Here is a 24,818-nt window from a genome sequence, read left to right as displayed (position 1 = left end):
CAATCAAATCAGGTTTTTTTCGGGCCCTGAAGCTGAAGTTGCTCAGGGGTATCAGGGAGACGCTCGACCACCACCAGCTTCTCCGGCAACTGGCGCTTGCGCCAGGCACGGAAGGCATTGAGTTCGTCGTCGAGGACTTTCATCAACCAGGCCAGCACGGCGATGTCATCGAGCATGCCGAACACCGGGATGAAGTCCGGAATCGCGTCCACCGGGCTCAGGAAGTACATCAGGCCGGCCACCACCGAGATCAGCGCCTTCGGGCTGATGGCGCGGTACTCGCCACGCCAGTAGGCCAGGCACAGGGCCTGCAACAGGCGAAAATCGTCCTTGAGCTTGCCCAGGCGGTTGCCTTGACTGGCGCCTTTGCTGGCGACAGCGAACAGCAGGGTCGGCAGGCGTCCACGGGCGAGCAGGCGTCCGGCAAGTGGCAGGAAACGAGCGAAACTCCAAGGTGTTTTCATGATTCCTCCCGCTGAAATGTTATCCACACAAATTGTGGATAACCTTGTGAACAGAGCTATATTTCACGGCTGAAAGGCCCGTTTCATAAGGGCTCAACTCAGATCGGGCGTTTTTTACTCACATAAAAAAACCCAAGATTTCATTGACTTGGCGCGCCGGCGCGGCTAGCACGACGTCCTCAATGGCTATGACTGCAACGTACAGCGTCCGTTCGCTTTGTTTACCCTTGCTGAACGCCAGATGCAACAACGCCCCGCATAAAGCGAGGCGTTGTTTTTAAAGCAGACGCTGATTACTTGGCGGCGTCTTCTTTTGCTGGATCCTTGATCGCCAGCAGTTCCAGGTCGAATACCAGCACCGAGTTGGCTGGAATCGCCGGGCTTGGGCTTTGAGCGCCGTAGGCCAGCTCGCTAGGGATGTACAGCTTGTACTTCTCGCCAACGTGCATCAGTTGCAGGCCTTCGACCCAACCCGGAATCACACCGCTGACCGGCAGATCGATCGGGCTGCCACGCTCGACGGAGCTGTCAAAGGTAGTGCCGTTGGTCAGCTTGCCGGTGTAGTGAACGGTCACTACGTCGGTCGGCTTAGGCTGTGCGCCATCAGCTTTCTTGACCACTTCGTATTGCAGGCCCGAAGCAGTGGTGGTGACACCGGCTTTCTTGGCGTTTTCTTCGAGGAATTTCTTGCCGGCGGATGCCGACTCTTCGCTCATTTTGGCCATACGCTCTTCAGCACGCTTCTGCAGTGCTGCGAAGGCTTCAACCAGCTCGTCATCCTTCAGCTTCTGTTCTTTCTTGCCGACGGCATCTTCGATGCCTTGAGCTACGGCTTTGGAGTCCAGGTCATCCATGCCTTCCTGAGCCAGGCTCTTGCCCATGTTCAGGCCAATCCCGTAGGAAGCTTTTTGCGCCGGGGTTTTCAGCTCTACGCTGGTCTGCGAATCACAACCCGCAAGTACCAGGCTAACCAGGGCCACCGCCGCCGCCAACCGATGCTGTTTCATGCTATTTCCTTGTTCATGCGCCTAAAGGGCAATCGAGTAAAGCCGCGAGCTTATCAGGCGGCCACGACCAATGGCTACCGGCATGAGAGCAGGAAACTTCTGATAAGTTCAGGTGTTTTAACGCATTTCGGGATTGGAAGGATGAAGCTTCTGTCATCTTGGGCCCATAGAGACGGAACCGGATCCCACAGCATCTGGCGTAATGGCCACTTGCCGCACCTTAGCCACTGAGGCATAAGAGAGCTACAAATCGACAAGGATGTTTATCTTGCGCCTCTTATTCCGCCTGCTGGAGTTGTTTGCTGTGCTGTTGGGACTGGGCCTGGCCGTGGTGCTGTACTACGTCGCCAACCCGAAGCTGCCGACCTGGTCTCCTGCACAACAGGTGCATTACCTGGAACAGTGGAGCGCCGCCGACCGCCAGGCTTACTACTTCACCCCCCAGGGCACTCAGGTCAAAGGCTTGCGCTACGACTGGTTCAAGGAACTCGAACTGCCCTTCTCGGAACAACTATTTGCCGCCCCCGAGTACCTGGCACGCTTTGGCTTTCTGATCGACCGCGACCAGAAGGACACACCGACCAACAACCCCGGCAACTTGCCCGTGGGTTTTGCCCGCCATCAAAACCCCGGCAGCCAGGGAGAATTCCTCGACATCACCTGCGCCGCCTGCCACACCGGTGAATTGCGTTTCAATGGCCAGGCCGTGCGCATCGATGGAGGTTCGGCGCAGCATGTCTTGCCTTCCAGTGTTCCTACACTGCGCGGCGGCAGTTTCGGACAAGCACTGGTCGCCAGTCTGGCCTCGACGTACTACAACCCGTGGAAATTCGAACGCTTCGCCCGCAACGTGCTCGGTGAGAACTACGACACCCGCCGCGAACAACTGCGCAAAGACTTCAAAACCTCGCTTGATACCTTCGTAAAGGTGGCCTGGAACGACACCCATCGCGGGCTCTACCCGACCGAGGAAGGCCCCGGCCGTACCGACGCCTTCGGGCGCATCGCCAACGCCAGCTTCGGCGACGCGATTTCAGCCGATAATTACCGCGTGGCGAATGCCCCGGTGGACTACCCGCAATTGTGGGACATGTGGACCTTTGACTGGGTGCAATGGAACGGTTCGGCGCAACAGCCGATGGCCCGCAACATCGGCGAGGCGCTTGGGGTCGGCGCCACCCTGAGTTTCTTCGACGCCAACGGCCAACCGCTCAAAGGTGAAGAGCGCTATCCGTCGAGTGTCCGCTTGCGCGACCTGCACCAGATCGAACAAACCCTGCAACGGCTCAAACCTCCCGCCTGGCCGGAAGACGTTCTTGGCGCTGTCGACAAGCCCCTGGCCGCCAAAGGTCGCGAATTGTTCAGCGAAAACTGCGCCGGTTGCCACGTGCCTCGGTCGGTCCAGACCAACGGACGCTGGGTGCAACACCTGAAAATGCTGCCGGTGGACTACATCGGCACAGACCCGGGCGCCGCCAATAACATCGCCGACCATCGCTTCGACCTCAGCGCCTTGCAATGGGACCCGGCAGAGCTGGCGAAACTGGATGTGCAGTTGCAGCCGCCGCCCGACGAACCGCTGGATATGAGCAAACTCTCGTCAGCCAAAGGCCTGGCCTATGTCACCGCGTTCGTAGGAAACCGCGCTTACCGCGAGGCGAAAATTTCCGAGGCCGAGCGCCCGGACATGGATGGCTTCGGCCTGCCGATTGGCGTGCGTGAATTGCGCGCCTACAAGGCCCGCCCATTGGCCGGCGTGTGGGCGACGGCTCCGTTCCTGCACAACGGCTCGGTGCCGAGCCTCTATCAACTGCTCTCGCCTCAGGATGAACGCGCCACGACCTTCTACAAAGGCACGTTCGAGTACGACCCCAGGCACCTGGGCTATCGCATCGAAGTCTTCACCAATGGCTTCAAGTTCGACACGCGGATCACCGGCAATCACAACAGCGGCCACGAATTCCGGGCAGGCAAGCGCGGTAGCGGCGTCATCGGTCGCCTGCTGCAACCGGAGGAACGCTGGGCCTTGCTGGAGTACCTGAAAGTGCTGGGCGGCCCGTTGGAGGCACATTTGCCATGAGCAGACTGTGGAGGTGGTTTGGCGTCTTTCTCGGCAAAACCCTGTTGGGGTTGCTGGGCCTGGGATTACTCGGTTGGGCGCTGGCCACGGCGTGGTTTGCCTGGCAGCACCGTGGACCGGTCTCGGCGGAAGAACTGATCCCGAACGGCGAAGCGGCGATGACGCAGGACATCATCCAGACGGCCGTGCGCATCGTCGATCAGCACCGTGAAAGCACCCGCTACTTGCGCGATGCGCATGCCAAGGCGCATGGCTGCGTGAAGGCCGAAGTTCAGGTGCTACCGGATCTGGCAACTGAGCTGCGTCAGGGTGTGTTCAGCGAACCTGGCAAAACCTGGAACGCGACGATGCGGCTTTCCAACGGCAATGCCTATCCGCAATTCGACAGTATCCGCGATGCCCGGGGCATGGCGATCAAGTTGCTCGATGTGCCCGGCAAACAACTGCTCGCCGATCAACCAAGCCGTGGGGAACAGGACTTTGTAATGTTCAGCCACCCGAACTTCTTCGTCAGCGATGTCGCCGAATACCGTCAGAATGTGGCCGCCCAGGCGGATGGCAAGAAGCTGATGGCGTTTTTCCCGGGTTGGGATCCGCGCACGTGGCAGGTTCGTCATCTGTTTATTGCCTTGGCGACACTCTCTCCCGCCCCGGAAAGCCCGACGCAGACGACGTACTTTTCGGTTTCGCCCTACACGTTTGGTGACGCCAACGCGAAGTTTCGGGTGACGCCGGATCCCGACAATTGCCCGGCCTACACGCTGCCGGCGCAGAACCAGAAGCTGCCGAATTTTTTACGCAATGCGCTGAACCAGCAATTGTCGACGGATCGTGTGCCCGCGTGCTTTGTCTTGCAGATCCAACGGCAGGATCCGGGCAAATATATGCCGATCGAGGACACCAGTATTGAATGGAAGGAAAAGGATGCGCCGTTCGAAACCGTGGCCCGGATCAAACTGCCCGCCCAGGACTTCGATACGCCGGCGCTGAACGTTCAATGCGACAACCAGTCGTTCAATCCGTGGTTCGGGCTTGAAGCCCATCGACCGATTGGTGGCATCAACCGTCTGCGCAAAGCGGTGTATGAAGCGGTCAGCGATTACCGCCACAGCCGCAACGCCGAGCAATAGGCAAGGCGAAAACGAAAAAGCGACCCGAACAGATAAATGCTGGTCAGGTGCGGAACCTGTGGGAGCGGGCTTGCTCGCGAAAGCGGTGTGTCAGGCAACATCAATGTTGACTGTCCCGTCGTCTTCGCGAGCAAGCCCGCTCCCACATTGGATGGCGCTCAACTGACATTACTCGAACAGGTCGCTATTTCAGTGGACCCACTACAAAGCCAAATTCCAGACAGCAAAAAGCCCGCATTAAGCGGGCTTTCTGTGTGGTGACCTGGCGTTCAGCGTTCCAGGTGACCGAATATGGCGCAGCGGACGGGACTCGAACCCGCGACCCCCGGCGTGACAGGCCGGTATTCTAACCGACTGAACTACCGCTGCGCGTAGCGTTGAAAGTAAGTGGTGGGTGATGACGGGATCGAACCGCCGACATTCTGCTTGTAAGGCAGACGCTCTCCCAGCTGAGCTAATCACCCTTTACCTTCGTTGCGGGGCGCATTGTGCCACAGATTTTCATAAAGTGTTGATTTAATTGAATAATTTTTCAAAAAAATCTGAAAACCGCTGAAACGACACGACCTGCAGGAACAACGTACAAACTTTGGGCAGAAAAAAACCCGCGTTAGCGGGCTTTTCCGTGGTGACCTGGCGTTCAGCGTTCCAGATTACCGAATATGGCGCAGCGGACGGGACTCGAACCCGCGACCCCCGGCGTGACAGGCCGGTATTCTAACCGACTGAACTACCGCTGCGCGTAACACTAAAGCGAATGGTGGGTGATGACGGGATCGAACCGCCGACATTCTGCTTGTAAGGCAGACGCTCTCCCAGCTGAGCTAATCACCCTTCACTTTCGGTGTGGCGCGCATTCTACGGAGCGACCCCACCTCTGGCAAGCACTTTTTTAAATAATTTTTGCAGGCCTTCCAAAGGCTTAGAGAAGGGTTGGCCTATGGCTTCGCTAAGAGAATAATGCCCCCCTTTGTATAAAGGAGAGACTCGCCCCATGTGGTTCAAAAACCTGCTTATCTATCGCCTGACCCAAGATCTGCCTTTTGATGCCGAGGCGTTGGAAACTGCACTGGCCACCAAACTGGCGCGTCCATGTGCAAGCCAGGAGTTGACCACCTACGGTTTCGTCGCGCCGTTCGGCAAAGGCGAAGATGCCCCCCTGGTGCACGTCAGCGGCGACTTCTTGCTGATCTCCGCGCGTAAGGAAGAACGCATCTTGCCGGGCAGCGTCGTGCGTGACGCCGTGAAGGAAAAGGTCGAAGAGATCGAATCCGAACAAATGCGCAAGGTCTACAAAAAGGAACGCGACCAGATCAAGGATGAAATCATCCAGGCGTTCCTGCCGCGTGCCTTTATCCGTCGTTCGTCGACCTTCGCCGCCATTGCGCCGAAGCAAGGCCTGATCCTGGTCAACTCGGCCAGCCCGAAACGTGCCGAAGACTTGCTGTCCACCTTGCGTGAAGTTGTCGGCACACTGCCGGTACGTCCACTGACCGTTAAAATGTCGCCGACCGCGACCATGACTGAATGGGTCACCACCCAGAAAGCCGCGGATGACTTCTTTGTGCTGGACGAGTGCGAGCTGCGCGACACCCACGAAGATGGCGGCATCGTGCGTTGCAAGCGTCAGGACTTGACCAGCGAAGAGATTCAACTGCACTTGAGCACCGGCAAAGTGGTGACTCAACTGTCGCTGGCCTGGCAAGACAAGCTGTCTTTCGTCCTCGACGACAAGATGGTGGTCAAGCGCCTGAAGTTCGAAGACCTGCTGCAAGACCAGGCGGAACAGGACGGCGGCGAAGAAGCCCTCGGCCAGCTGGACGCCAGCTTCACCCTGATGATGCTGACCTTCGGCGATTTCCTGCCGGCATTGGTTGAAGCGTTGGGCGGTGAAGAGCTTCCGCAAGGGATCTGAAAACAACCGGCTCCTCCTGAAGGAGCCGGATCAAATGTGGGAGCGGGCTTGCTCGCGAAAGCGTCAGAACATTCAACATCAATGTTGACTGTCAGTCCGTCTTCGCGAGCAAGTCGAATCGTCGCACCGCCACTCCCACATTGGTTTTTGTGGGTTAATTAAAATAAGGATCAGGCCATGCGCGCCCTCGCTGCATTGAGTCGTTTTGTCGGCAACACCTTCGCTTACTGGGTGCTGATCTTCGCCGTCGTGGCGTTTCTGCAGCCGACGTGGTTCATCGGCCTGAAAGGCGCGATCGTACCGCTGCTGGGCCTGGTGATGTTCGGCATGGGCCTGACCCTCAAACTCGAAGACTTCGCCGAGGTCGCTCGCCATCCGTGGCGCGTGGCGTTGGGCGTGGTTGCACATTTCGTGATCATGCCCGGCGTGGCGTGGTTGCTCTGCCAGGCGTTTCACCTGCCGCCGGAAATCGCCGTCGGCGTGATTCTGGTCGGCTGCTGCCCAAGCGGCACCTCGTCGAACGTGATGACCTGGCTGGCGCGCGGTGACCTGGCGCTGTCGGTGGCCATCGCCGCCGTCACCACCCTCCTCGCTCCTCTGCTGACGCCGGCGCTGATCTGGCTACTGGCCTCTGCGTGGCTGCCGGTGTCATTCATGGAGCTGTTCTGGTCGATCCTGCAAGTGGTGCTGTTGCCGATCGTGCTCGGCGTCGTTGCACAGCGCCTGTTAGGCGATCGGGTTCGCCATGCGGTGGAGGTATTGCCGCTGATTTCGGTGGTGAGCATCGTGATCATCGTCACCGCTGTGGTGGCCGCCAGTCAGGCGAAGATTGCCGAGTCCGGCCTGCTGATCATGGCCGTGGTGATGCTGCACAACAGCTTCGGTTATCTGCTGGGTTACTTCACCGGGCGCCTGTTCAAGTTGCCACTGGCCCAGCGCAAATCCCTGGCGCTGGAAGTCGGCATGCAGAACTCCGGTTTGGGCGCCGCGCTGGCCAGTGCGCACTTCTCGCCACTGGCGGCGGTGCCTAGCGCGTTGTTCAGCGTCTGGCACAACATTTCCGGGGCGTTGCTCTCGACGTACTTCCGTCGCATGAGCGAAAAAGAAGACCGGGAAACCGTGGCCCAGCAAGCGGCCGAGTAACTCGAAAACTTGATCCCCGGGTTAATGATGGGCACTCTATGGCGCAACGCGAGGACGACCTCGCGGCTCGATCGAGTCATGAATCTGGGGACGACCCCGTCAATCGATGGAGGTCTTTCATGTCCTGGATCATTCTGTTTTTCGCCGGCCTGTTCGAAGTCGGCTGGGCCGTTGGCCTGAAGTACACCGACGGCTTTAGCCGCCCTCTCCCTACCGCACTGACCGTTGCTGCCATGGCCATCAGCCTTGGCTTGCTGGGCCTTGCCATGAAGGAATTGCCGCTGGGCACGGCCTATGCGATCTGGACGGGCGTGGGTGCCGTGGGTACCGTCATCGCCGGGATCATTCTGTTTGGTGAATCCATGGCGCTGTTCAGGCTGGCCAGTGTGGCGTTGATTATTGCCGGGTTGGTTGGGCTCAAGGTCAGCGCTTAGGCCACTGGCCCCTTCGCGAGCAAGCCCGCTCCCACACTTGATCGAGTTCTTCCTGAAAGAGTGCAACCAAGTGTGGGAGCGGGCTTGCTCGCGAAGAGGCCCTTAAAGCCACCGTCTATCTGACTGTCCCACGCAAATCCCCGACCATTGCCTGCAACGCCGCCGGCTCCGCCGCCTCAACAGCCACCGCCTGCCCCGCCACCAACGTCACCCGCGACCACAAACGACGAAACAACCCCTTGCCCGGATCGCGGCTGAAGAAGCTCCCCCACAACCCTTGCAGCGCCAGCGGAATCACCGGCACCGGTGTCTCTTCGAGAATCCGCACCAGCCCGCCCTTGAACTCGCTCATCTCCCCGTCAGCGGTCAACTTGCCTTCCGGGAAGATGCACACCAGCTCACCGTCCTTCAGATATTGGGCAATCCGCGTGAAGGCCTTTTCGTAAATCTGAATGTCTTCCTGGCGACCCGCGATCGGAATCGTCCCGGCTGTGCGAAAGATAAAGTTCAGCACCGGCAGGTTGTAGATTTTGTAATACATGACAAAGCGAATCGGCCGACGCACTGCACCGCCAATCAGCAACGCATCGACGAACGACACATGGTTGCAGACCAGCAACGCCGCGCCTTCATCCGGGATCAGATCGAGGTTGCGATGCTCCACGCGGTACATGGAATGGCTGAGCAGCCAGATCATGAAGCGCATGGTGAATTCCGGGACGATGCTGAAGATGTAGGCGTTTACGCCGATGTTGAGCAGCGACACCACCAGAAACAGTTGCGGGATCGACAGCTCGACCATGCTCAGCAGGACGATCGAGACAATCGCCGACACCACCATAAACAGTGCGTTGAGAATGTTGTTGGCGGCAATCACCCGCGCCCGCTCGTTCTCGGGGGTGCGCGACTGAATCAGCGCATACAGCGGCACAATGTAGAAACCACCGAAAATCCCCAGCCCCAGAATATCGATCAGCACCAGCCAGGTGTGGCCAAACCCGAGGATTTCGATCCAGCCATGGCCAGCAACGCTGTCTGGAATACCGCCGGAACGCCACCACAACAGCAAGCCGAACACCGTCAGCCCGAACGAGCCGAACGGCACCAGGCCGATCTCGACTTTGCGTCCGGAGAGTTTCTCGCAGAGCATTGAGCCGAGGGCGATACCCACCGAGAACACCGTCAGGATCAGCGTCACCACGGTCTCGTCGCCGTGCATCCACTCCTTGGCATAGGCCGGGATCTGCGTCAGGTAAATCGCCCCGACAAACCAGAACCACGAGTTACCGACGATGGAACGCGACACCGCAGGCGTTTGCCCCAGGCCCAGTTTCAAGGTGGCCCAGGATTGGCTGAAGATGTTCCAGTTCAGACGCATTTGCGGCGATGAGGCCGCCGCCCGGGGAATGCTGCGACTGGCCAGGTAGCCGAGCACCGCGATACCAATGATCGCAATGGAGACGATGGGCGCGTAATGACTGGACGACATCATGATCCCGGCGCCGATGGTCCCGGCGAGGATCGCCAGGAACGTGCCCATTTCCACCAGCCCGTTGCCGCCGACCAGCTCTTCTTCGCGCAGAGCCTGGGGCAGGATCGAGTATTTTACCGGCCCGAACAGCGCCGAGTGGGTGCCCATGGCGAACAGCGCCACGAGCATCAGCGACAGGTGATCGAACAGGAAACCGACCGCGCCGACCGCCATGATGGCGATTTCCCCGAGCTTGATCAGCCGAATCAGCGCGTCCTTGGCGAACTTTTCCCCGAACTGGCCGGCCAGTGCCGAGAACAGAAAGAACGGCAGGATAAACAGCAACGCGCACAGGTTGACCCAGATCGAACGGTCACCCTCGATCGTCAACTTGTACAGAATGGCGAGGATCAACGACTGCTTGAAGATGTTGTCGTTGAACGCCCCGAGGGACTGCGTAATAAAGAATGGCAGGAAGCGCCGGGTGCGAAGCAAGGTGAACTGTGAGGGGTGGCTCATCTTCCATGTGTCCCTGAGATTGGGTAGAGAGTGGCTTGGCTAACTGTTATTGGAATGTCGAACGTCGATCCAGGCCACACATTACCTAATCTTTGCCGGTTATTTGTTTAATCCTGCGATGCAAGGTGAGACAAACAACTCGCCCCGCCACGCGCCCTGCACCGTGCGTTTGGAGACGATCAGCCACATCACCGCCAGCATCGCCACCAGCACGCCGCCAAAGACACTGAAAAATGCCAGGTTCAAGGTGCTGCCCAGTTTCAACGTCGTCAGAGAATAGACGCCCAGCGGGAAGGTGAAGCCCCACCAGCCCAGGTTGAACGGGATGCCGTCGCGCAGGTAACGCACGGTGATCAGCACCGCCATCAGCATCCACCAGAAACCGAAGCCCCACAGCGTAATCCCGGCCACCAGGCCCAGCCCTTCAGCAATTTCACCGATGCCCGGCAGACCGTTGGCCGCGAAGATGGCCGGCGCATCGGCGCCCAGCAGCAACATGCCCAAGGCCCCGGTGCCGATCGGCCCCAGCGCCAGCCAGCTGGAGGCGGCCATGTTTTCGTGAGGCAGTTTATGCAGCGCCATGCGCAGCAACAGGATCGTCAGAATGCTGAACGCCACCGGCAGGGAAAAGGCCCACAGCACGTAGCTGGTCGTCAGCACCACCAGCTGCGAATGGGCATCGGCCAGGTGCGGTGCCAGCAGACCACCACTGGCGGCAGCCACTTCCGCCGCGACCACCGGCAACAGCCAGACCGCTGTCATCTGGTCGATGCTGTGTTCCTGACGGGTGAACATCATGTAGGGAATCAGCACGCCGCAGGCCACAGACATGGCCACATCGAGCCACCACAGCACTTCGGCGACATGAATCACACCGTCGCCCCAACGCGGCAAGCCGAACACCAGGAAGCCGTTGATGATGGTCGCCAACCCCATGGGGATGGTGCCGAAAAACATCGAGACCGTGGAGTGGCCGAAAATCCTTCGTGCCTCATCGAAGAACAGCACCCAGCGTGCCGCGTACGCTGCGGTGAACAATACAAACAGACAGATATTGAGCAGCCACAGACCTTCGGCCACCGCGTGCAGACCGGGTACGGCGACGGGCAATTGCGCCAGCGCCAAGGCCAGCACGCCTGTGCCCATGGTCGCGGCGAACCAGTTGGGGGTGAATTGGCGAATGACTTCAAGCGGGTGCGGCAAATGGCTGAGCGGTTTGAAACCGAGAGTGGTGGTGTCGGGGCATGTCATGGTGAATTCCTCTTCCTCTTGTGAGGTGGAATTCATGGTAGATCTGAATCGAATATCTATATAACGGGTAATATCTCTAACTGTTATCTGTTTTACAGATATAGCATCAAGCGCTGCCCTCAGTCTCGACTACCAGGATTCTTGCAGCACCTAGCGGATGGGCGACGTGCTCGGTGCCGACCGACGCATAGAAAATATCGCCCACGTCCAACAGCGCCTCCTTTTCTACACCCTCCTCGCGATAGTGCATCCGCACTTGGCCATCGAGCACGACGAACACTTCCTGCCCGTCGTTGACGTGCCATTTATACGGCTGGTCGGTCCAGTGCAAACGGGTGGTGATGCCGTTCATGTTGGCGATGTCCAGGGCGCCCCAGGCACGGTCAGCGGTGAAGGATTTGCTGCGGATGATCTTCATCGGGCGTTCCGTCGAAATAAGGGGCGGTGCCAAGGCTAGCGGTCATCGAACATCCGCGCCACAGACTTTGACTGGCTGCTGACGCATCAATGCGAGCAGAGCGCCGAGCGACAGGACAATCAGCACCGCGCCATAGCCATCGGTGGTGGCCACCAGACCAACGGCCCGCGTCAGGTTCCCCGCCAGCAACGACGGCAGGCAGAACGCCAGGTAGCTGAGCACATAAAACGCCGACATCAATCCGGCCCGTTCGTGAGGCAGAGCCAGCGGCACGACGCTGCGCAACGCGCCGAGGAAGCTGGCGCCAAAACCGCATCCGGCCACCAGCGTCCCGATGAAAAACAGCGGCAGGCTGGCGCTGTGGACCGCCAATAAAATCAGCGCCACGCCCACGGGCAAAATGCTTGCGCCGACCCGCAGGACTTTGTCGGCCGGGCGGCTGCGCAAGGTGTAGATCATCAATGCGCCAGTGACGGTCAGCGCAGCCACTGTCGCACCGCCAATCAGATTCGAAGTCGATCCGGTGGCCGTCCGCACTAGGGACGGCGCGAGGGAGGCAAAGAAGCCACCGAGCGCCCACGCCGCGGTGTTAAGCGGCATCACCAGCCACAACACGCGCCGAGCCTGGACCGGCACATGCAGGGTCGGAAGCAGCGAAGCCAGCGCGCCCGGTTGTGGGCTGACGCTTTCCGGAAGACGCCAGACGTACAACGCCTGCAACCCGAAGAGTGCGAGCAGCACCCAAAAGGTCAATTGCAGCGGCAGCGGCGCAAACTCGGCCAACAAACCACAACCCATGGCTCCCGCCGCCATGCCCAGCAGCGGCGCGACGCTGTTGACCAGCGGACCTTGCTGGCGATCGGTGTCGAGCAGCGCGGCACCCAATACAGCCGTGGCCATCCCGGTGGCAAAGCCCTGAAGCACCCGGGCGCTGATCAACCAGGCGACGCTGTCGGCATTGATGAACAGCAGCATCGCCAGCATGTTCAGCACCACAGCGGTGAAAATCACCGGTTTGCGTCCCAGGTAATCCGAGAGCGAACCCACTGTGAGCAGCGCGGCGAGCAAGCTGATGGCGTACACGCCGAAGATCAGGGTCAGGGTCGCCGCCGAGAACTGCAGGTGTTCCTGATACAAATGGTACAGGGGCGTCGGCGCAGTGGAAGCGGCGAGAAAACTCAGTAAAGTGATCGCCAGAAACCACAGGCTGGAACGGTTTGATATCGAGCTGGACATGTGCACACTCCGCAAAAGCTAATTTGTTGCTTTTGCGGAGTGTGCTACTGGCCAGCGCTTAAAGCAAATTCTTTGTGTTAAGGTCCGCCGTATGGCTATTAAAGAAGGTTTACGCCCCGGCGGTCGAAGCGCCCGGGTGCAAGAGTCGATTCATTCGGCTGTCCGCCAACTCCTCGAAGAGCAGGATCGCGCCACCGTGACCGTCCCGCAAATCGCTGCGCGTGCGGGGGTGACGCCGTCGACGATCTATCGGCGCTGGGGCGATTTGTCGGTGTTGCTGGCCGATGTCGCCCTCGCCCGCCTGCGCCCGGAAAGCGAGCCGGCGGACACCGGCAGCTTGCGCGGTGATGTGCGGGCCTGGGCGGAGCAGTATCTGGATGAGATGAGTTCCGAGCCCGGCCGGAACATGCTGCGCGACGTGCAAAGCAGCGTCACACCGGTTTATTGCGCGACGATCATTGGCGGGCAATTGCAGACGATTTTGGACCGTTACCCGGATCAGCCGAAACCGAGCGTCGATCGGCTGATCAATCTGGTGGCGGCACCGACGGTGTTTCGTATCCTGTTTTCGGCGGCGCCGTTAGAGGTTGAGGAATTGGATCAGTTGATCGAGATTGCGTTGAATCAGTGAGGCCGCCTTCGCGGGCGAGCCCGCTCCCACCTTTAATCGCATTCCATCGGAGTACTCGGTTAAATGTGGGAGCGGGCTTGCTCGCGAAGAGGCCAGTGCAGGCAGTGAAAAATCCAACTGACTGAAACCCTGCGACACCCCGCCACGCCACGACCTTGGTCGACACTGACTAACCCCGGCCATCGTGCGAGACTGTCTGACCGGGCGGGAGTCCCGGGTGTCTTTTGTCGGGAGTTCCCATGTCGCTGTCCAGCGGGCTGATCGCCGCCGTCGCCCTGGCCTATATGGCCATCATGTTCGCCATCGCCTTTTACGGCGACCGTCGCAGCACACCGTTGCCGCCCCGAGTGCGCGCGTGGGTGTACAGCCTGTCGCTGGCGGTCTATTGCACCAGCTGGACCTTCTTTGGCGCCGTCGGCCAGGCCGCCGAACAACTCTGGTCATTCCTGCCGATCTATCTGGGGCCGATCCTGCTGCTGGTCTGCGCGCCGTGGGTCCTGCAAAAAATGGTGATGATCAGCAAACAGGAGAACATCACCTCCATCGCCGACTTCATCGCCGCCCGCTACGGCAAATCCCAGTCACTGGCGGTGGTCGTGGCGCTGATCTGCCTGGTGGGCGTGCTGCCTTACATCGCCTTGCAGCTCAAAGGCATCGTCCTCGGGGTGAACCTGCTGATCGGCGCCGGCGCCGACGCCATGGGCACCCGCGCCCAGGACACGGCGCTGATCGTGTCGCTGGTGTTGGCGCTGTTCACCATTGTCTTCGGCACGCGCAACCTCGACGCCACGGAACACCACCGCGGCATGGTGCTGGCGATTGCCTTCGAATCGCTGGTCAAGCTGTTTGCGTTTCTCGCCGTCGGCGCGTTCGTCACCTACGGACTGTACGACGGCTTTGAAGACCTGTTCGATCAGGCCATGCTCGCCCCGCGCCTGGAGGCGTACTGGAAGGAAACCATCAACTGGCCGTCGATGGTGGTGCAGACCGGCGTAGCGATGATGGCGATCATCTGCCTGCCCCGACAGTTCCACGTGACGGTGGTAGAAAATATCGACCCTCAGGATTTGCGCCTGGCGAAATGGGTGTTCCCTGCTTACCTGGCGCTGGCGGCATTGTTTGTCGTACCGATCGCCCTCGCCGGTCAGATGATGCTGCCCAGCTCGGTGCTACCGGACTCTTTTGTCATCAGCCTGCCCCTGGCCCAAGCTCATCCGGCCTTGGCGATGCTGGCCTTTATCGGTGGTGCCTCGGCGGCGACCGGCATGGTGATCGTTGCCAGCGTGGCACTGTCGACCATGGTCTCCAACGACATGTTGCTGCCGTGGTTGCTGCGCCGAAACAACGCCGAGCGGCCGTTCGAAGTGTTCCGCCAATGGATGCTCTCGGTGCGCCGCGTCAGCATCGTGGTGATTCTGTTGCTGGCCTACGTCAGTTATCGCCTGCTCGGTTCGACCGCGAGCCTGGCGACCATCGGCCAGATTGCCTTCGCCGCCGTGACCCAGCTGGCCCCGGCCATGCTCGGCGCGTTGTACTGGAAGCAGGCCAACCGTCGGGGTGTATTTGCTGGCCTCGCCGCCGGGACATTCCTCTGGTTCTACACCCTGATTCTGCCGATCGCGGCCCACAGCCTCGGCTTGTCCTTGAGCAGTTTCCCAGGGCTGGCCTGGTTGCACAGCAACCCGCTGGACCTGCCGCTAACCCCGCTGACCCAAGGCGTGGTGCTGTCGCTGGCGGCCAACTTCACGCTGTTCGCCTGGGTGTCGGTGCTGTCACGCACGCGGGTGTCGGAGCACTGGCAGGCCGGTCGTTTCATCGGTCAGGAAATCAGCGCGCGCCCCAGCGCCCGCTCGATGCTGGCAGTGCAGATCAACGATTTGCTGCAACTGGCCGCACGCTTCGTCGGTGAAGAACGCGCGCGGCAGAGCTTCATCCGCTTTGCCTACCGCCAAGGCAAAGGCTTCAATCCGAACCAGAACGCCGACGGCGAATGGATCGCTCACACCGAACGTTTGCTGGCCGGTGTACTCGGCGCTTCTTCGACGCGCGCGGTGGTAAAAGCCGCCATCGAAGGTCGGGAAATGCAACTGGAGGATGTAGTCCGCATCGCCGACGAAGCCTCGGAGGTGCTGCAGTTCAACCGTGCCCTGTTGCAAGGCGCTATCGAAAACATCACCCAGGGCATCAGCGTGGTCGACCAGTCGCTAAAACTGGTGGCCTGGAACCGGCGTTATCTGGAGCTGTTCAATTACCCGGACGGGCTGATCAGGCTTGGCCGACCGATTGCCGACATTATTCGCTACAACGCCGAACGCGGGCTGTGCGGCCCCGGCGAAGCCGAAGTGCACGTCGCCCGCCGCCTGCACTGGATGCGCCAGGGCCGCGCCCACACCTCTGAACGACTGTTCCCCAACGGGCGTGTGATCGAGCTGATCGGCAACCCGATGCCCGGCGGCGGTTTTGTCATGAGCTTTACCGACATCACCGCGTTCCGCGAAGCCGAGCAAGCGCTGACCGAAGCCAACGAAGGCCTTGAGCAGCGCGTCACCGCACGGACCCATGAACTGTCGCAGCTCAACGTGGCCCTGACCGAAGCCAAGGGCACCGCTGAATTGGCCAACCAGTCGAAAACCCGCTTTCTGGCAGCGGTCAGCCATGACTTGATGCAGCCACTGAATGCCGCACGCCTGTTCTCCGCCGCCCTCTCCCATCAAGACGATGGCCTGTCCAGCGAGGCACAGAAACTGGTTCATCACCTGGACAGTTCGTTGCGTTCGGCCGAGGACCTGATCAGCGATCTGCTGGACATTTCCCGCCTGGAAAACGGCAAGATCAACCCGGACATCAAACCCTTCGCGCTCAACGAACTGTTTGATGCGCTCGGCGCCGAGTTCAAGGCACTGGCTCAGGAACAAGGGCTGAAATTCCGGGTTCGGGGCACCACGATGCGGATCGACAGCGACATCAAATTGCTGCGACGGATCCTGCAGAACTTCCTGACCAACGCTTTCCGTTATGCCAAGGGGCCGGTGCTGCTCGGCGTCCGGCGGCGCAAGGGCGAGTTGTGCCTGGAGGTCTGGGACCGTGGGCCGGGAATTGCGGAAGACAAACTGCAGGTGATTTTCGAGGAGTTCAAACGCCTCGACAGCCACCAGACGCGCGCCGAGAAAGGACTGGGCCTGGGGCTGGCGATTGCCGACGGGTTGTGTCGCGTATTGGGTCACACCTTGCGCGTACGGTCCTGGCCTGGACGTGGCAGCGTGTTCAGTGTCAGCGTGCCGCTGGCACGGGCACAAGCCGTCGCGCCGGCCAGGGTCAGCGAGCTCAATGGCCATGTGTCGAGCGGCGCGCAGGTGCTGTGCATCGATAACGAAGACAGCATCCTGATTGGCATGAACAGCCTGCTGACACGCTGGGGTTGCCAGGTCTGGACCGCGCGCAACCGTGATGAGTGCGCAGCGCTACTGAAGAACGGTGTACATCCGCAGTTGGCATTGGTGGATTACCACCTGGACCATGGCGAGACCGGGACCGAGTTGATGGCGTGGTTGCGCACCCAGCTTGGGGAACCGGTGCCGGGGGTGGTGATCAGTGCCGATGGCCGGCCAGAGACGGTGGCCCAGGTACATGCGGCTGGCCTGGAGTACCTGGCCAAACCGGTGAAACCGGCGGCGTTGCGGGCGTTGTTGAGTCGGCATTTGCCGTTGTGATCGCAGGCTTGAGTTCTTTGGTGGCAGTGCTGACGCCTTCGCGAGCAAGCCCGCTCCCACAGGGGATCGGAGTTGTTGCGCACATAGAGTGAACAACACAAAAAACCTGTGGGAGCGGGCTTGCTCCGGGCGGCGTTCCGACGAAGCTTTTGGCTTTTGACCTATTCAGGCAACTCAGCCAACCCATCGACATCGGTCATCGCCCGCTCCAGCAGATCAGCCGGCAAGCTCTTGCTGGCGCGCGCACCCAGCAACTTCAACTGTTCACTGCGACTGACCAGATTGCCGCGCCCTTCTGTCAGCTTGTTGCGCGCAGAGCTGTAGGCCTTGTCCAGTTGCTGCAAGCGATTGCCGACTTCATCCAGGTCCTGGATGAACAACACGAACTTGTCGTACAGCCACCCGGCGCGCTCGGCAATCTCCCGGGCGTTCTGGCTCTGGCGCTCTTGCTTCCACAGGCTGTCGATGACCCGCAGGGTCGCCAGCAACGTGGTCGGACTGACGATGACGATGTTGCGGTCGAAGGCTTCCTGAAACAGCGTCGGCTCAGCCTGCAAGGCAGCGGAAAACGCTGCTTCGATCGGCACGAAGAGCAAGACGAAATCCAGGCTGTGCAAGCCGTCGAGTCGCTTGTAATCCTTGCCCGACAGGCCTTTGACGTGATTGCGCAGCGACAGCACGTGCTGCTTGATGGCGATCTGGCCGATGGCATCGTCTTCGGCTGCCACGTATTGCTGATAGGCCGTGAGGCTGACTTTGGAGTCGACCACCACCTGCTTGTCGCCCGGCAGATAAATGATTACGTCCGGCTGGAAACGCTCACCGTCCGGGCCCTTGAGCGTGACCTGGGTCTGGTACTCGCGGCCCTTCTCCAGCCCGGCATGTTCCAGCACGCGCTCAAGAATCAGCTCACCCCAGTTGCCCTGGGTTTTCTGGCCTTTCAACGCACGGGTGAGGTTGGTGGCTTCGTCGCTCAGGCGCAGGTTCAGTTGCTGCAGGCGCTCCAGCTCCTTGGCCAGGGAAAACCGTTCGCGGGCTTCGGCCTGATAACTTTCCTCAACGCGTTTTTCGAAAGACTGAATGCGTTCCTTCAAAGGATCGAGCAACTGGCCCAGACGCTGCTGGCTGGTTTCGGCGAAACGCTGTTCACGCTCGTCGAAGATCTTGCCCGCCAGCTCGGCGAACTGCGCGCGCAGCTCGTCACGCGAGCCTTGCAGGTCGTTGAGGCGCTGTTGATGGCTGTCCTGCTGCTCACGCAGTTCGGCGGTGAGCGAAGCCGCCCGGGCGTCCAGGCGCCGCAGCTCGGCTTCTTTGCCGGCCCGTTCGATGTTCCAGGCGTGAGACGCATCGCGCGCGTCGTCGCGCTCGATTTGCAGCAGTTCGATTTCACGGCGCAGGGCGGCCAGTTCTGCCTGTTTGGCGCCGTTGGCCTGGCTCAGATCACCGATTTCATCGCGGCAGGCTTCAAGCTGAGCGTTCAAACCGTCCTGCGCCAGTTGCGACATGGCCAGGCGCTCTTCCAGCAAGGCCACCTCGGCTTGCCCCGTGCTCGCCCGGCGCTGGATCTGCCAGGCCAGTACCAGCAATGGCAATGCAGCGCCCGCCAGACCGAGCAAAATGCTGGTCAAGTCCATAGCCATAGCGACTCCTGCCGATGAGATTAAGCTTGAAGGGTAACCAAGGCGTCAGAACTTGGACAGCTCAGTCTTCGACCAGGCCCAGTTCCTGAAGGGCGCGCAGATCCCCTGCCCGTGCGGCTTGGCGCAGCAGGTCCTGGCCAATGCGGCGATCGCGGGCATTGCCGCATTCGCGGCACATCAGCTGGCCGAGGCGACTTTGCGCAGCCACGACACCTTCACGGGCAGGCTGCTTGAGCAAACGCCCGGCGAAATGTTTGACGTTGGTGTTTTCACCCAGGCGCGGGCTATCGAGCAACCACTCTGCCACTCGCATCGAAAAGCGTTTGGGAGGGGTAACACCGGGAGGTGTAGAGGTGGCAGAAACTGATACGGAGCGAAACTTCATAAAGCACTGTGGGGCAGATCGGAAGGCGCGCCACTCTACTCTTTTTTTCTTACAGGTAAAGTCTAAAAAAACCCGGCACGCCCGTCCTAGAGCAAGCGCTCGGGACAATCCACAGAAGCTGTGGATAACTCAGTGGACAACCGCCCTTGAACTCTCGCAAAGCCCTGTGGAATGGGGCTCGCAGTCAAACTGACGATTTTTTCACCAGTAAAAAAAAGCGATGTTTTTCATTGACTTAAATTTTCAGTACAGGCACCCACTGTGGTCGGCGCGCGGATGACAGTGCGGTTACAGTCTGCGCAACTTATGTGCACAAGTACCTTCGCTGCAGTTATATCGATGCGCTTTTTCGGAGCGTTTTGCGGACCGCTTCTGGGGATAACCTTGGCAAACCCCTGTCCCGGGCATGTGCCGGACAGAGGACCAGTGGTCGGAAATTGGCCCAATGCGGAGCAAGATTGCGAGGCTCTGCATTTATTTTGCTTTCACGCTTCCCTTCGCCCACTCGATCCGTTAGTATCCGCGGCGTTAGTACCAAGCTGAAAGTCAATTCTGGTCGAACAAATCCTCCCGGTCAGCCTTCCCAAAGGAAGCCTCTACCGAACAAGCGGGATCGACCACCTCGATGGTTTCCAGGTAAACCTTGCGCCAACACAGCCTTTGAATCGAAAGCAAAGGGTGTTGCGAAGCTCACTTACTCTGACCGAACCAGCCTGCAAATTGATCAGGATCTTCACCCCGGGCCCAGAACCTTTGCCCTTGATGTGTTGCCTGCCCTCCTAAGTACCTACCTGCCAGCCCAAGCGCGCCAATTATCAGCGCTTCAAACTGGCTGCTTTGTTCCAGTCGGGTTCTTCGTTCGACCAATGGTGGTCGTCGTCACTGGAACGTTTTAATTTTGCACGGCTCTTATCCGTGTCGCTTGTAGGAACACCCATTTAATGACTACTCAAATCCACACCCAGGATGCCATCCGCACCCTAACCAACGCTTTTGCACCAATGAACTGCCTGATCATGGCCGCTCGCAAAGGCTGCTTCAGCTTCACTCTGGTCAACGAACACGGCATCGCTCGTCACAGCGAACGCCTCTACCCCGATCAATACTCCAGCGCAGAACCGCTGCAGGCCGTGATCGAGCGTACCCGTCAGGCACTGGTTGCCTGATACGCCAGAAAGACTGAAAACCTCAAAAGCCCTGCTCAAAAAGCGGGGCTTTTTATTGCCTGGTATTTCTCATCAGGCCGCTTGCGCCTAAGCACTAACCGATATAACGGTTATAACTCGAAGCCACAAATATTTTAAAAACAGTCCTTTACAGCGCGAATATGACACTACACTTCAACTCAAGCGGCTTGTTCCGCTTCCGGCGAGCCTGATTCGATTTACCCGCTGCCAACGCTCCCTTCAGGTATCGCCGCCCACTTCATGTTCCGAGGGCTTTATGGGTATCGCTGCCAGCGAACTGTGCCGTTATGTGATCCGCCCGACTTTGATTTACCTTGGGCGCCATAGCGCAACTGCCGAATCCCTGCTGCTGGGCATCGCCGCCAGTCAGTCAGCCCTTGGTTCCGCCCTGCATGACCGCCGTGGGCACGGCCTTTACCGAATCGCCGAACCTCGCCATCAGGCCCTCTGGGATCACTACCTGGCCCTGGACCCGGAGCGCGCGAGCCTCGTGCGCGGCCTCGCCAGTCAGCATGCCTTTCTCAGCGGACCGCACCTGGAATTGACCGTCAACCTGCGTTACGCCACTGCCATCGCCTGGCTGCTGGTGGAAGAACAGAACACTCCCCTCCCCGCCGCAGATGATTTGTTGGGAATGGCCCGAATCTGGCGCCAGACTTTTCAGCCTCAAGGTCGCCTGCGCGACTTCACCTACGCTTGGCAAACCTGTGTTTCACCCATGAATCAGGTCGCCTGCTGACCCACCGGTTTCCAAAGATCCTGTAACGGGTCGCGAATCTGGTCGGATTGTCCTACAAAACCGCTCTAACTCAAGCCATACAGCCTATAGCGCTGGGACGAAAATGTTGGTAATTTTCGCCCCGGTGATCACCAGGAGTTCTAATAATGAAAAAAGTAATGCTCAAAACCACCATTAGCCTCGCCGTTGCCATGGCATCCACCCAGATCTTCGCAAGTGGCTTTGCCCTCAACGAACAAAGCATCAGCGGGATGGGAACAGGTTTTGCCGGGCGATCTTCCTCTGCCGACGACGCATCCACCATTGCAGGCAACCCTGCCGGCATGTCTCGCCTCAAGCGCGAACAAGTGACCGGCGGTGTTGCATTCATCGACGCGCACACTGACATCAGTGACGCCAGCTCCAGTCCGAATGGCGGTTCCAACAAAGGTGACATGGTCCCTTTCATGGGCGTGCCGATGGGCTACTACGTCAAGCCAATCGATGACCACTGGGCCGTCGGTTTCGGCGTCTACGCTCCATTCGGCCTGGTGACCGATTACGAGAAAGGCTTTGCCGGCCGTTACTTCGGCAGCAAGAGCGAAGTCAAGATCGTCACCCTGCAACCGACTGTCAGCTACGCCTTCAACGACAAGGTTTCCATCGGCTTCGGTCCGACCATCAACCGCATCGACGGCACCCTGGAATCGAACCTGTCGATCACCCAGGCCGCGCCGGACGGCAAGGTCAAGATCGAAGGTGACGACACTGCGCTGGGCTACAACATCGGCGTGCTGGTGCAGGCTACCGACAGCACCCGCGTCGGCCTGACCTACCACTCGAAAGTGAAGTACAAGCTCGAGGGCAACTCCAAGGTCGACTACAACGTGCTGGGCCTGATCGGTCAGAACCCAAGCCAGAAGTACGACGCCTCGCTGGACCTGACCACGCCTGAATCGGTGGACTTCTCGGTCACTCATCAGCTGGACGACCAGTGGACCCTCTACGCAGGCAGCACCTGGACTCGCTGGAGCCGCCTGAAAGAAATCACCGTCGATAACAAAGGTGTTCCGGCGGTCCTGAACGGTCAGTTCGGCACCATCACCGAGGAACAGAACTGGCACGACACCTGGGCTCACGCCATCGGCGCGTCCTACCAGTTGAACAAGCAATGGGTATTGCGTACCGGTCTGTCCGTCGACCAGGCGCCGACCAACAACACCGACCGTTCCCCACGCATTCCGACTGGCGATCGCAAGATTTTCAGCCTGGGCGCTGGCTGGAGCCCGACCGACGACCTGACCATCGACGTGGCGTACTCGTACCTGCGTGAAGAGTCGGTCAAAGTCGACAACAGCAACAACCGTGGCCAGAACTACAACGCCAAGTATGAAAACTATGCGAACGGCTTCGGTGTCGGCGCGACCTACCGCTTCTGATGATTTACGGCGAGCCTGAAACACTCGCCGCCTGAATCAAAAAAGCCCCGCGCTCTTGTACAGAGGCGGGGCTTTTTAGTGGGCGTCAATCAGGGTTGCGAGGCCAGGGCTTTTTCTACCGCCGCGATGAACTCGGGATCGTCGGGCTTGGTCAGGCTGGAGAAATTGGCAATCACCTTACCCTTGCGATCGACCACGTATTTGTAGAAATTCCACTTCGGCGCGCTGCTCTGCTTGGCGAGGATCTTGAAAAGGTGAGTCGCGTCGTCGCCGCGGACTTTCTGCGGCTCGGTCATGGTGAAGGTTACGCCGTAGTTCACGTAGCAGACCTTGGCGGTCTCGGCGCCGTCCTTGGACTCCTGCTTGAAGTCATTGGACGGAACGCCGATCACCTCCAGCCCTTGATCCTTGTAACGCTGATTCAGCGCCTCAAGGCTTTTGAACTGGGGGGCGAAACCACAGAAGCTTGCGGTATTGACCACCACCAGCGGTTTACCCTCAAACCGTTGGCACAGGTCGATGGATTCCTTGGCGCGCAGCTTGGGCAACGAGCCCTGCAACAGCTCTGGGCACTCGGCCGCTGTTGCCAATCCGGTAAACGCCACCAGCAACGCGGGGACTGCAATCCAGCGCATCAGCATGTCGGTGCATCCTTGATCAATGGTCACAAACGAAGTTACTCGCCCTCGCCCGTTCCTAGCAAGCGCCCATTCCCAACTGCATCAGCGCCAGTCCGCCCTGATGCCAGCCCCACCAGGCCAGCGCCAGCAACAAGGCGCCGACAGCGGCTACGGCTATTCGCGGCCAGAGACTGTTCATATCGCACTCATTCGGGTTTGCAGGCGCGCAACCGGCTGCTCACGCACTGGCCAGTTTAGGGCGGCGGCCAACAGGCTCAAGAGGATTGCCACTTGCCAGATCAAGTCATAGCTCCCGGTTCGGTCATACACCACCCCGCCCAACCAGCCGCCGAGGAACGAACCGAGCTGGTGGAAGAGGAAAACAATCCCACCGAGCATGGACAGGTTTCGCACACCGAACAAGGTCGCCACCGTGCCGTTGGTCAATGGCACGGTCGACAGCCACAGGAAACCCATCGCCATGCCGAACAGGTAAGCGGTGGTCGTGGTGACCGGTGCCCACAGGAACAGCGTAATCACCACCGCCCGCAGCAGATACAAACCGGTGAGCAAGCGCGGCTTGGACATGCGCCCGCCGAGCCATCCTGCGGTGTACGTGCCGAAAATATTGAACAGCCCGATCAGCGCCAGCACCGTGGTGCCCACCGTGGCGGGAAGGTGCTGATCCACCAGGTACGCCGGCAAGTGCACACCGATGAACACCACCTGGAAACCGCAGACAAAAAAGCCGAACGCCAGCAACCAGAACCCCGAATGGGAACAGGCTTCGCGCAGCGCTTCGGAGAGGGTTTGTTCATGGCCGAACACCGGCAGCGGTTTGTCCTTGAGCATTCTAACCAGCGGGATGATCAGCGCCACCAGCAGGCCCAACACCAGCAATGCCGCGGACCAGCCCAGCCAGCCGATCAACCCCAGCGTACCGGGCAACATCGCAAACTGGCCAAACGAACCGGCGGCGCTGGCGATGCCCATGCCCATGCTGCGTTTCTCCGGCGGCACGGCGCGACCGACCACGCCGAGGATCACCGAGAACGACGTGCCCGAGAGGCCCAGGCCGATCAACAGACCGGCACTGAGGGACAACGTCACAGCCGAGTCGGACAAGCCCATGAACACCAGGCCCAAGGCGTACAGAACGCCACCGACCAGCACCACTTTCGCCGCGCCAAAACGGTCAGCCAGCGCGCCGGTGAATGGCTGCGCCAGGCCCCAGATCAGGTTCTGCAAGGCAATGGCAAACGCAAACGTCTCACGGCCCCAACCGAACTCGGCACTCATGGGTGCCAGAAACAGGCCGAAGCCGTGTCGCACGCCCAAAGACAATGCCAGGATCAGCGCACTCCCCACCAAAACCCAACCGCACGTACGCCACATCGAGGTCATTCTTATTCTCCGGTAG

General features: G+C 59.7%; 21 protein-coding genes and 4 tRNA genes. 10 read left to right on the top strand and 15 right to left on the bottom strand.

Annotated features, from left to right (window positions below):
• Positions 1 to 8: 8 nt before the first annotated feature.
• A complete protein-coding gene (locus ACA072_RS08505) occupies positions 9 to 464 on the bottom strand; it encodes a YkvA family protein (protein ID WP_497623959.1) in 456 nt (151 codons plus the stop codon).
• A 293-nt stretch (positions 465 to 757) separates the two neighbouring features.
• The gene (gene bamJ / locus ACA072_RS08500; RefSeq protein ID WP_497623958.1) at positions 758 to 1,471 is read right to left on the bottom strand and encodes a BamJ family beta-barrel-assembly machinery protein; all 714 of its coding nucleotides are present in this window, start codon (positions 1,469 to 1,471) and stop codon (positions 758 to 760) included.
• A gap of 268 nt (positions 1,472 to 1,739) precedes the next feature.
• On the opposite strand from bamJ, the gene ACA072_RS08495 reads away from it, so the two are divergent.
• Together ACA072_RS08495 and ACA072_RS08490 are read left to right on the top strand one after the other, a co-directional pair.
• Positions 1,740 to 3,551, top strand: coding sequence for a di-heme-cytochrome C peroxidase (locus ACA072_RS08495; protein ID WP_497623957.1), 1,812 nt, complete (start codon positions 1,740 to 1,742; stop codon positions 3,549 to 3,551).
• Positions 3,548 to 4,681 carry a catalase family protein gene (locus ACA072_RS08490; protein ID WP_497623956.1) on the top strand — a complete coding sequence of 378 codons (1,134 nt, stop codon included), beginning with the start codon at positions 3,548 to 3,550 and terminating at the stop codon, positions 4,679 to 4,681. Before ACA072_RS08495 ends, ACA072_RS08490 begins: the two co-directional genes overlap by 4 nt.
• A gap of 292 nt (positions 4,682 to 4,973) precedes the next feature.
• On the opposite strand, the gene ACA072_RS08485 is transcribed toward ACA072_RS08490, so the two are convergent.
• The 4 genes from ACA072_RS08485 to ACA072_RS08470 all read right to left on the bottom strand — a co-directional run bounded on the left by ACA072_RS08485 (position 4,974) and on the right by ACA072_RS08470 (position 5,515).
• A tRNA-Asp gene (locus ACA072_RS08485) sits at positions 4,974 to 5,050 on the bottom strand.
• A gap of 19 nt (positions 5,051 to 5,069) precedes the next feature.
• A tRNA-Val gene (locus tag ACA072_RS08480) sits at positions 5,070 to 5,145 on the bottom strand.
• 199 nt (positions 5,146 to 5,344) lie between these two features.
• Positions 5,345 to 5,421: transfer RNA gene (locus tag ACA072_RS08475), tRNA-Asp, on the bottom strand.
• Between the two features lie 18 nt (positions 5,422 to 5,439).
• Positions 5,440 to 5,515 (bottom strand) — tRNA-Val (locus ACA072_RS08470).
• A gap of 160 nt (positions 5,516 to 5,675) precedes the next feature.
• Here ACA072_RS08470 and rdgC point away from each other — a divergent pair.
• From rdgC to sugE, 3 genes are all read left to right on the top strand, one after another.
• Complete coding sequence (gene rdgC, locus ACA072_RS08465) at positions 5,676 to 6,596, top strand: recombination-associated protein RdgC (RefSeq protein WP_497623955.1); 921 nt, start codon at positions 5,676 to 5,678, stop codon at positions 6,594 to 6,596.
• A gap of 177 nt (positions 6,597 to 6,773) precedes the next feature.
• Positions 6,774 to 7,739: a bile acid:sodium symporter family protein gene (locus ACA072_RS08460; RefSeq protein WP_497623954.1), complete on the top strand. Its 966-nt coding sequence runs from the start codon at positions 6,774 to 6,776 to the stop codon at positions 7,737 to 7,739.
• 119 nt (positions 7,740 to 7,858) lie between these two features.
• Entirely contained in the window at positions 7,859 to 8,173 is a 315-nt protein-coding gene (gene sugE / locus ACA072_RS08455) for a quaternary ammonium compound efflux SMR transporter SugE (protein ID WP_027922462.1), read from the top strand.
• A gap of 115 nt (positions 8,174 to 8,288) precedes the next feature.
• Here the strand turns inward: sugE and ACA072_RS08450 are convergent, their stop codons facing one another.
• From ACA072_RS08450 to ACA072_RS08435, 4 genes are all read right to left on the bottom strand, one after another.
• Entirely contained in the window at positions 8,289 to 10,163 is a 1,875-nt protein-coding gene (locus ACA072_RS08450; protein WP_497623953.1) for an MFS transporter, read from the bottom strand.
• A 99-nt stretch (positions 10,164 to 10,262) separates the two neighbouring features.
• Positions 10,263 to 11,414, bottom strand: coding sequence for a TDT family transporter (locus tag ACA072_RS08445; protein WP_497623952.1), 1,152 nt, complete (start codon positions 11,412 to 11,414; stop codon positions 10,263 to 10,265).
• 106 nt (positions 11,415 to 11,520) lie between these two features.
• The gene (locus ACA072_RS08440) at positions 11,521 to 11,832 is read right to left on the bottom strand and encodes a cupin domain-containing protein (RefSeq protein ID WP_497623951.1); all 312 of its coding nucleotides are present in this window, start codon (positions 11,830 to 11,832) and stop codon (positions 11,521 to 11,523) included.
• Positions 11,833 to 11,874: 42 nt separating this feature from the next.
• Positions 11,875 to 13,068 carry an MFS transporter gene (locus ACA072_RS08435; RefSeq protein WP_497623950.1) on the bottom strand — a complete coding sequence of 398 codons (1,194 nt, stop codon included), beginning with the start codon at positions 13,066 to 13,068 and terminating at the stop codon, positions 11,875 to 11,877.
• A gap of 91 nt (positions 13,069 to 13,159) precedes the next feature.
• On the opposite strand from ACA072_RS08435, the gene ACA072_RS08430 reads away from it, so the two are divergent.
• Both ACA072_RS08430 and ACA072_RS08425 read left to right on the top strand, forming a co-directional pair.
• Positions 13,160 to 13,699 (top strand): TetR/AcrR family transcriptional regulator, encoded by a 540-nt coding sequence (locus ACA072_RS08430; protein WP_497623949.1) that lies wholly within the window; start codon positions 13,160 to 13,162, stop codon positions 13,697 to 13,699.
• A 239-nt stretch (positions 13,700 to 13,938) separates the two neighbouring features.
• Positions 13,939 to 17,409: a hybrid sensor histidine kinase/response regulator gene (locus ACA072_RS08425; protein ID WP_497623948.1), complete on the top strand. Its 3,471-nt coding sequence runs from the start codon at positions 13,939 to 13,941 to the stop codon at positions 17,407 to 17,409.
• A 161-nt stretch (positions 17,410 to 17,570) separates the two neighbouring features.
• On the opposite strand, the gene ACA072_RS08420 is transcribed toward ACA072_RS08425, so the two are convergent.
• Both ACA072_RS08420 and ACA072_RS08415 read right to left on the bottom strand, forming a co-directional pair.
• Positions 17,571 to 18,935, bottom strand: coding sequence for a DNA recombination protein RmuC (locus ACA072_RS08420; protein ID WP_497624957.1), 1,365 nt, complete (start codon positions 18,933 to 18,935; stop codon positions 17,571 to 17,573).
• Positions 18,936 to 19,110: 175 nt separating this feature from the next.
• Entirely contained in the window at positions 19,111 to 19,434 is a 324-nt protein-coding gene (locus ACA072_RS08415) for a sel1 repeat family protein (protein ID WP_497623947.1), read from the bottom strand.
• A gap of 941 nt (positions 19,435 to 20,375) precedes the next feature.
• Between ACA072_RS08415 and ACA072_RS08410 the strand changes: the two genes are divergently transcribed.
• From ACA072_RS08410 to ACA072_RS08400, 3 genes are all read left to right on the top strand, one after another.
• Complete coding sequence (locus ACA072_RS08410) at positions 20,376 to 20,600, top strand: hypothetical protein (protein ID WP_008031832.1); 225 nt, start codon at positions 20,376 to 20,378, stop codon at positions 20,598 to 20,600.
• A 277-nt stretch (positions 20,601 to 20,877) separates the two neighbouring features.
• The gene (locus ACA072_RS08405; protein ID WP_109628671.1) at positions 20,878 to 21,360 is read left to right on the top strand and encodes a hypothetical protein; all 483 of its coding nucleotides are present in this window, start codon (positions 20,878 to 20,880) and stop codon (positions 21,358 to 21,360) included.
• 146 nt (positions 21,361 to 21,506) lie between these two features.
• Positions 21,507 to 22,778, top strand: coding sequence for an OmpP1/FadL family transporter (locus tag ACA072_RS08400; RefSeq protein ID WP_497623946.1), 1,272 nt, complete (start codon positions 21,507 to 21,509; stop codon positions 22,776 to 22,778).
• Between the two features lie 89 nt (positions 22,779 to 22,867).
• Here ACA072_RS08400 and ACA072_RS08395 read toward each other — a convergent pair whose 3' ends face one another.
• The 3 genes from ACA072_RS08395 to ACA072_RS08385 are packed head-to-tail and all read right to left on the bottom strand — an operon-like array spanning position 22,868 to position 24,802.
• Positions 22,868 to 23,419 (bottom strand): glutathione peroxidase, encoded by a 552-nt coding sequence (locus ACA072_RS08395; RefSeq protein ID WP_497623945.1) that lies wholly within the window; start codon positions 23,417 to 23,419, stop codon positions 22,868 to 22,870.
• A 55-nt stretch (positions 23,420 to 23,474) separates the two neighbouring features.
• Positions 23,475 to 23,597, bottom strand: a complete 123-nt coding sequence (locus tag ACA072_RS08390) for a hypothetical protein (RefSeq protein ID WP_256597486.1) — start codon at positions 23,595 to 23,597, stop codon at positions 23,475 to 23,477.
• Positions 23,594 to 24,802, bottom strand: a complete 1,209-nt coding sequence (locus ACA072_RS08385; RefSeq protein ID WP_497623944.1) for an MFS transporter — start codon at positions 24,800 to 24,802, stop codon at positions 23,594 to 23,596. The genes ACA072_RS08390 and ACA072_RS08385 overlap by 4 nt, the downstream gene beginning before the upstream one ends.
• Positions 24,803 to 24,818 lie beyond the last annotated feature (16 nt).

It is taken from the genome of Pseudomonas sp. LBUM1656 (genome assembly GCF_059716065.1).
This window is presented reverse-complemented; position numbering and strand designations above follow the sequence as displayed.

Bases quoted from the DNA above. Each gene is read 5' to 3' on its own strand.
- ACA072_RS08450 (WP_497623953.1), bottom strand. From the start codon at position 10,163: ATGAGCCACCCCTCACAGTTCACCTTGCTTCGCACCCGGCGCTTCCTG.
- rdgC (WP_497623955.1), top strand. From the start codon at position 5,676: ATGTGGTTCAAAAACCTGCTTATCTATCGCCTGACCCAAGATCTGCCT.
- ACA072_RS08430 (WP_497623949.1), top strand. From the start codon at position 13,160: ATGGCTATTAAAGAAGGTTTACGCCCCGGCGGTCGAAGCGCCCGGGTG.
- ACA072_RS08425 (WP_497623948.1), top strand. From the start codon at position 13,939: ATGTCGCTGTCCAGCGGGCTGATCGCCGCCGTCGCCCTGGCCTATATG.
- ACA072_RS08460 (WP_497623954.1), top strand. From the start codon at position 6,774: ATGCGCGCCCTCGCTGCATTGAGTCGTTTTGTCGGCAACACCTTCGCT.
- ACA072_RS08490 (WP_497623956.1), top strand. From the start codon at position 3,548: ATGAGCAGACTGTGGAGGTGGTTTGGCGTCTTTCTCGGCAAAACCCTG.
- ACA072_RS08395 (WP_497623945.1), bottom strand. From the start codon at position 23,419: ATGCTGATGCGCTGGATTGCAGTCCCCGCGTTGCTGGTGGCGTTTACC.
- bamJ (WP_497623958.1), bottom strand. From the start codon at position 1,471: ATGAAACAGCATCGGTTGGCGGCGGCGGTGGCCCTGGTTAGCCTGGTA.
- ACA072_RS08385 (WP_497623944.1), bottom strand. From the start codon at position 24,802: ATGACCTCGATGTGGCGTACGTGCGGTTGGGTTTTGGTGGGGAGTGCG.
- ACA072_RS08400 (WP_497623946.1), top strand. From the start codon at position 21,507: ATGAAAAAAGTAATGCTCAAAACCACCATTAGCCTCGCCGTTGCCATG.
- ACA072_RS08505 (WP_497623959.1), bottom strand. From the start codon at position 464: ATGAAAACACCTTGGAGTTTCGCTCGTTTCCTGCCACTTGCCGGACGC.
- ACA072_RS08405 (WP_109628671.1), top strand. From the start codon at position 20,878: ATGGGTATCGCTGCCAGCGAACTGTGCCGTTATGTGATCCGCCCGACT.
- sugE (WP_027922462.1), top strand. From the start codon at position 7,859: ATGTCCTGGATCATTCTGTTTTTCGCCGGCCTGTTCGAAGTCGGCTGG.
- ACA072_RS08445 (WP_497623952.1), bottom strand. From the start codon at position 11,414: ATGACATGCCCCGACACCACCACTCTCGGTTTCAAACCGCTCAGCCAT.
- ACA072_RS08410 (WP_008031832.1), top strand. From the start codon at position 20,376: ATGACTACTCAAATCCACACCCAGGATGCCATCCGCACCCTAACCAAC.
- ACA072_RS08435 (WP_497623950.1), bottom strand. From the start codon at position 13,068: ATGTCCAGCTCGATATCAAACCGTTCCAGCCTGTGGTTTCTGGCGATC.
- ACA072_RS08415 (WP_497623947.1), bottom strand. From the start codon at position 19,434: ATGAAGTTTCGCTCCGTATCAGTTTCTGCCACCTCTACACCTCCCGGT.
- ACA072_RS08390 (WP_256597486.1), bottom strand. From the start codon at position 23,597: ATGAACAGTCTCTGGCCGCGAATAGCCGTAGCCGCTGTCGGCGCCTTG.
- ACA072_RS08440 (WP_497623951.1), bottom strand. From the start codon at position 11,832: ATGAAGATCATCCGCAGCAAATCCTTCACCGCTGACCGTGCCTGGGGC.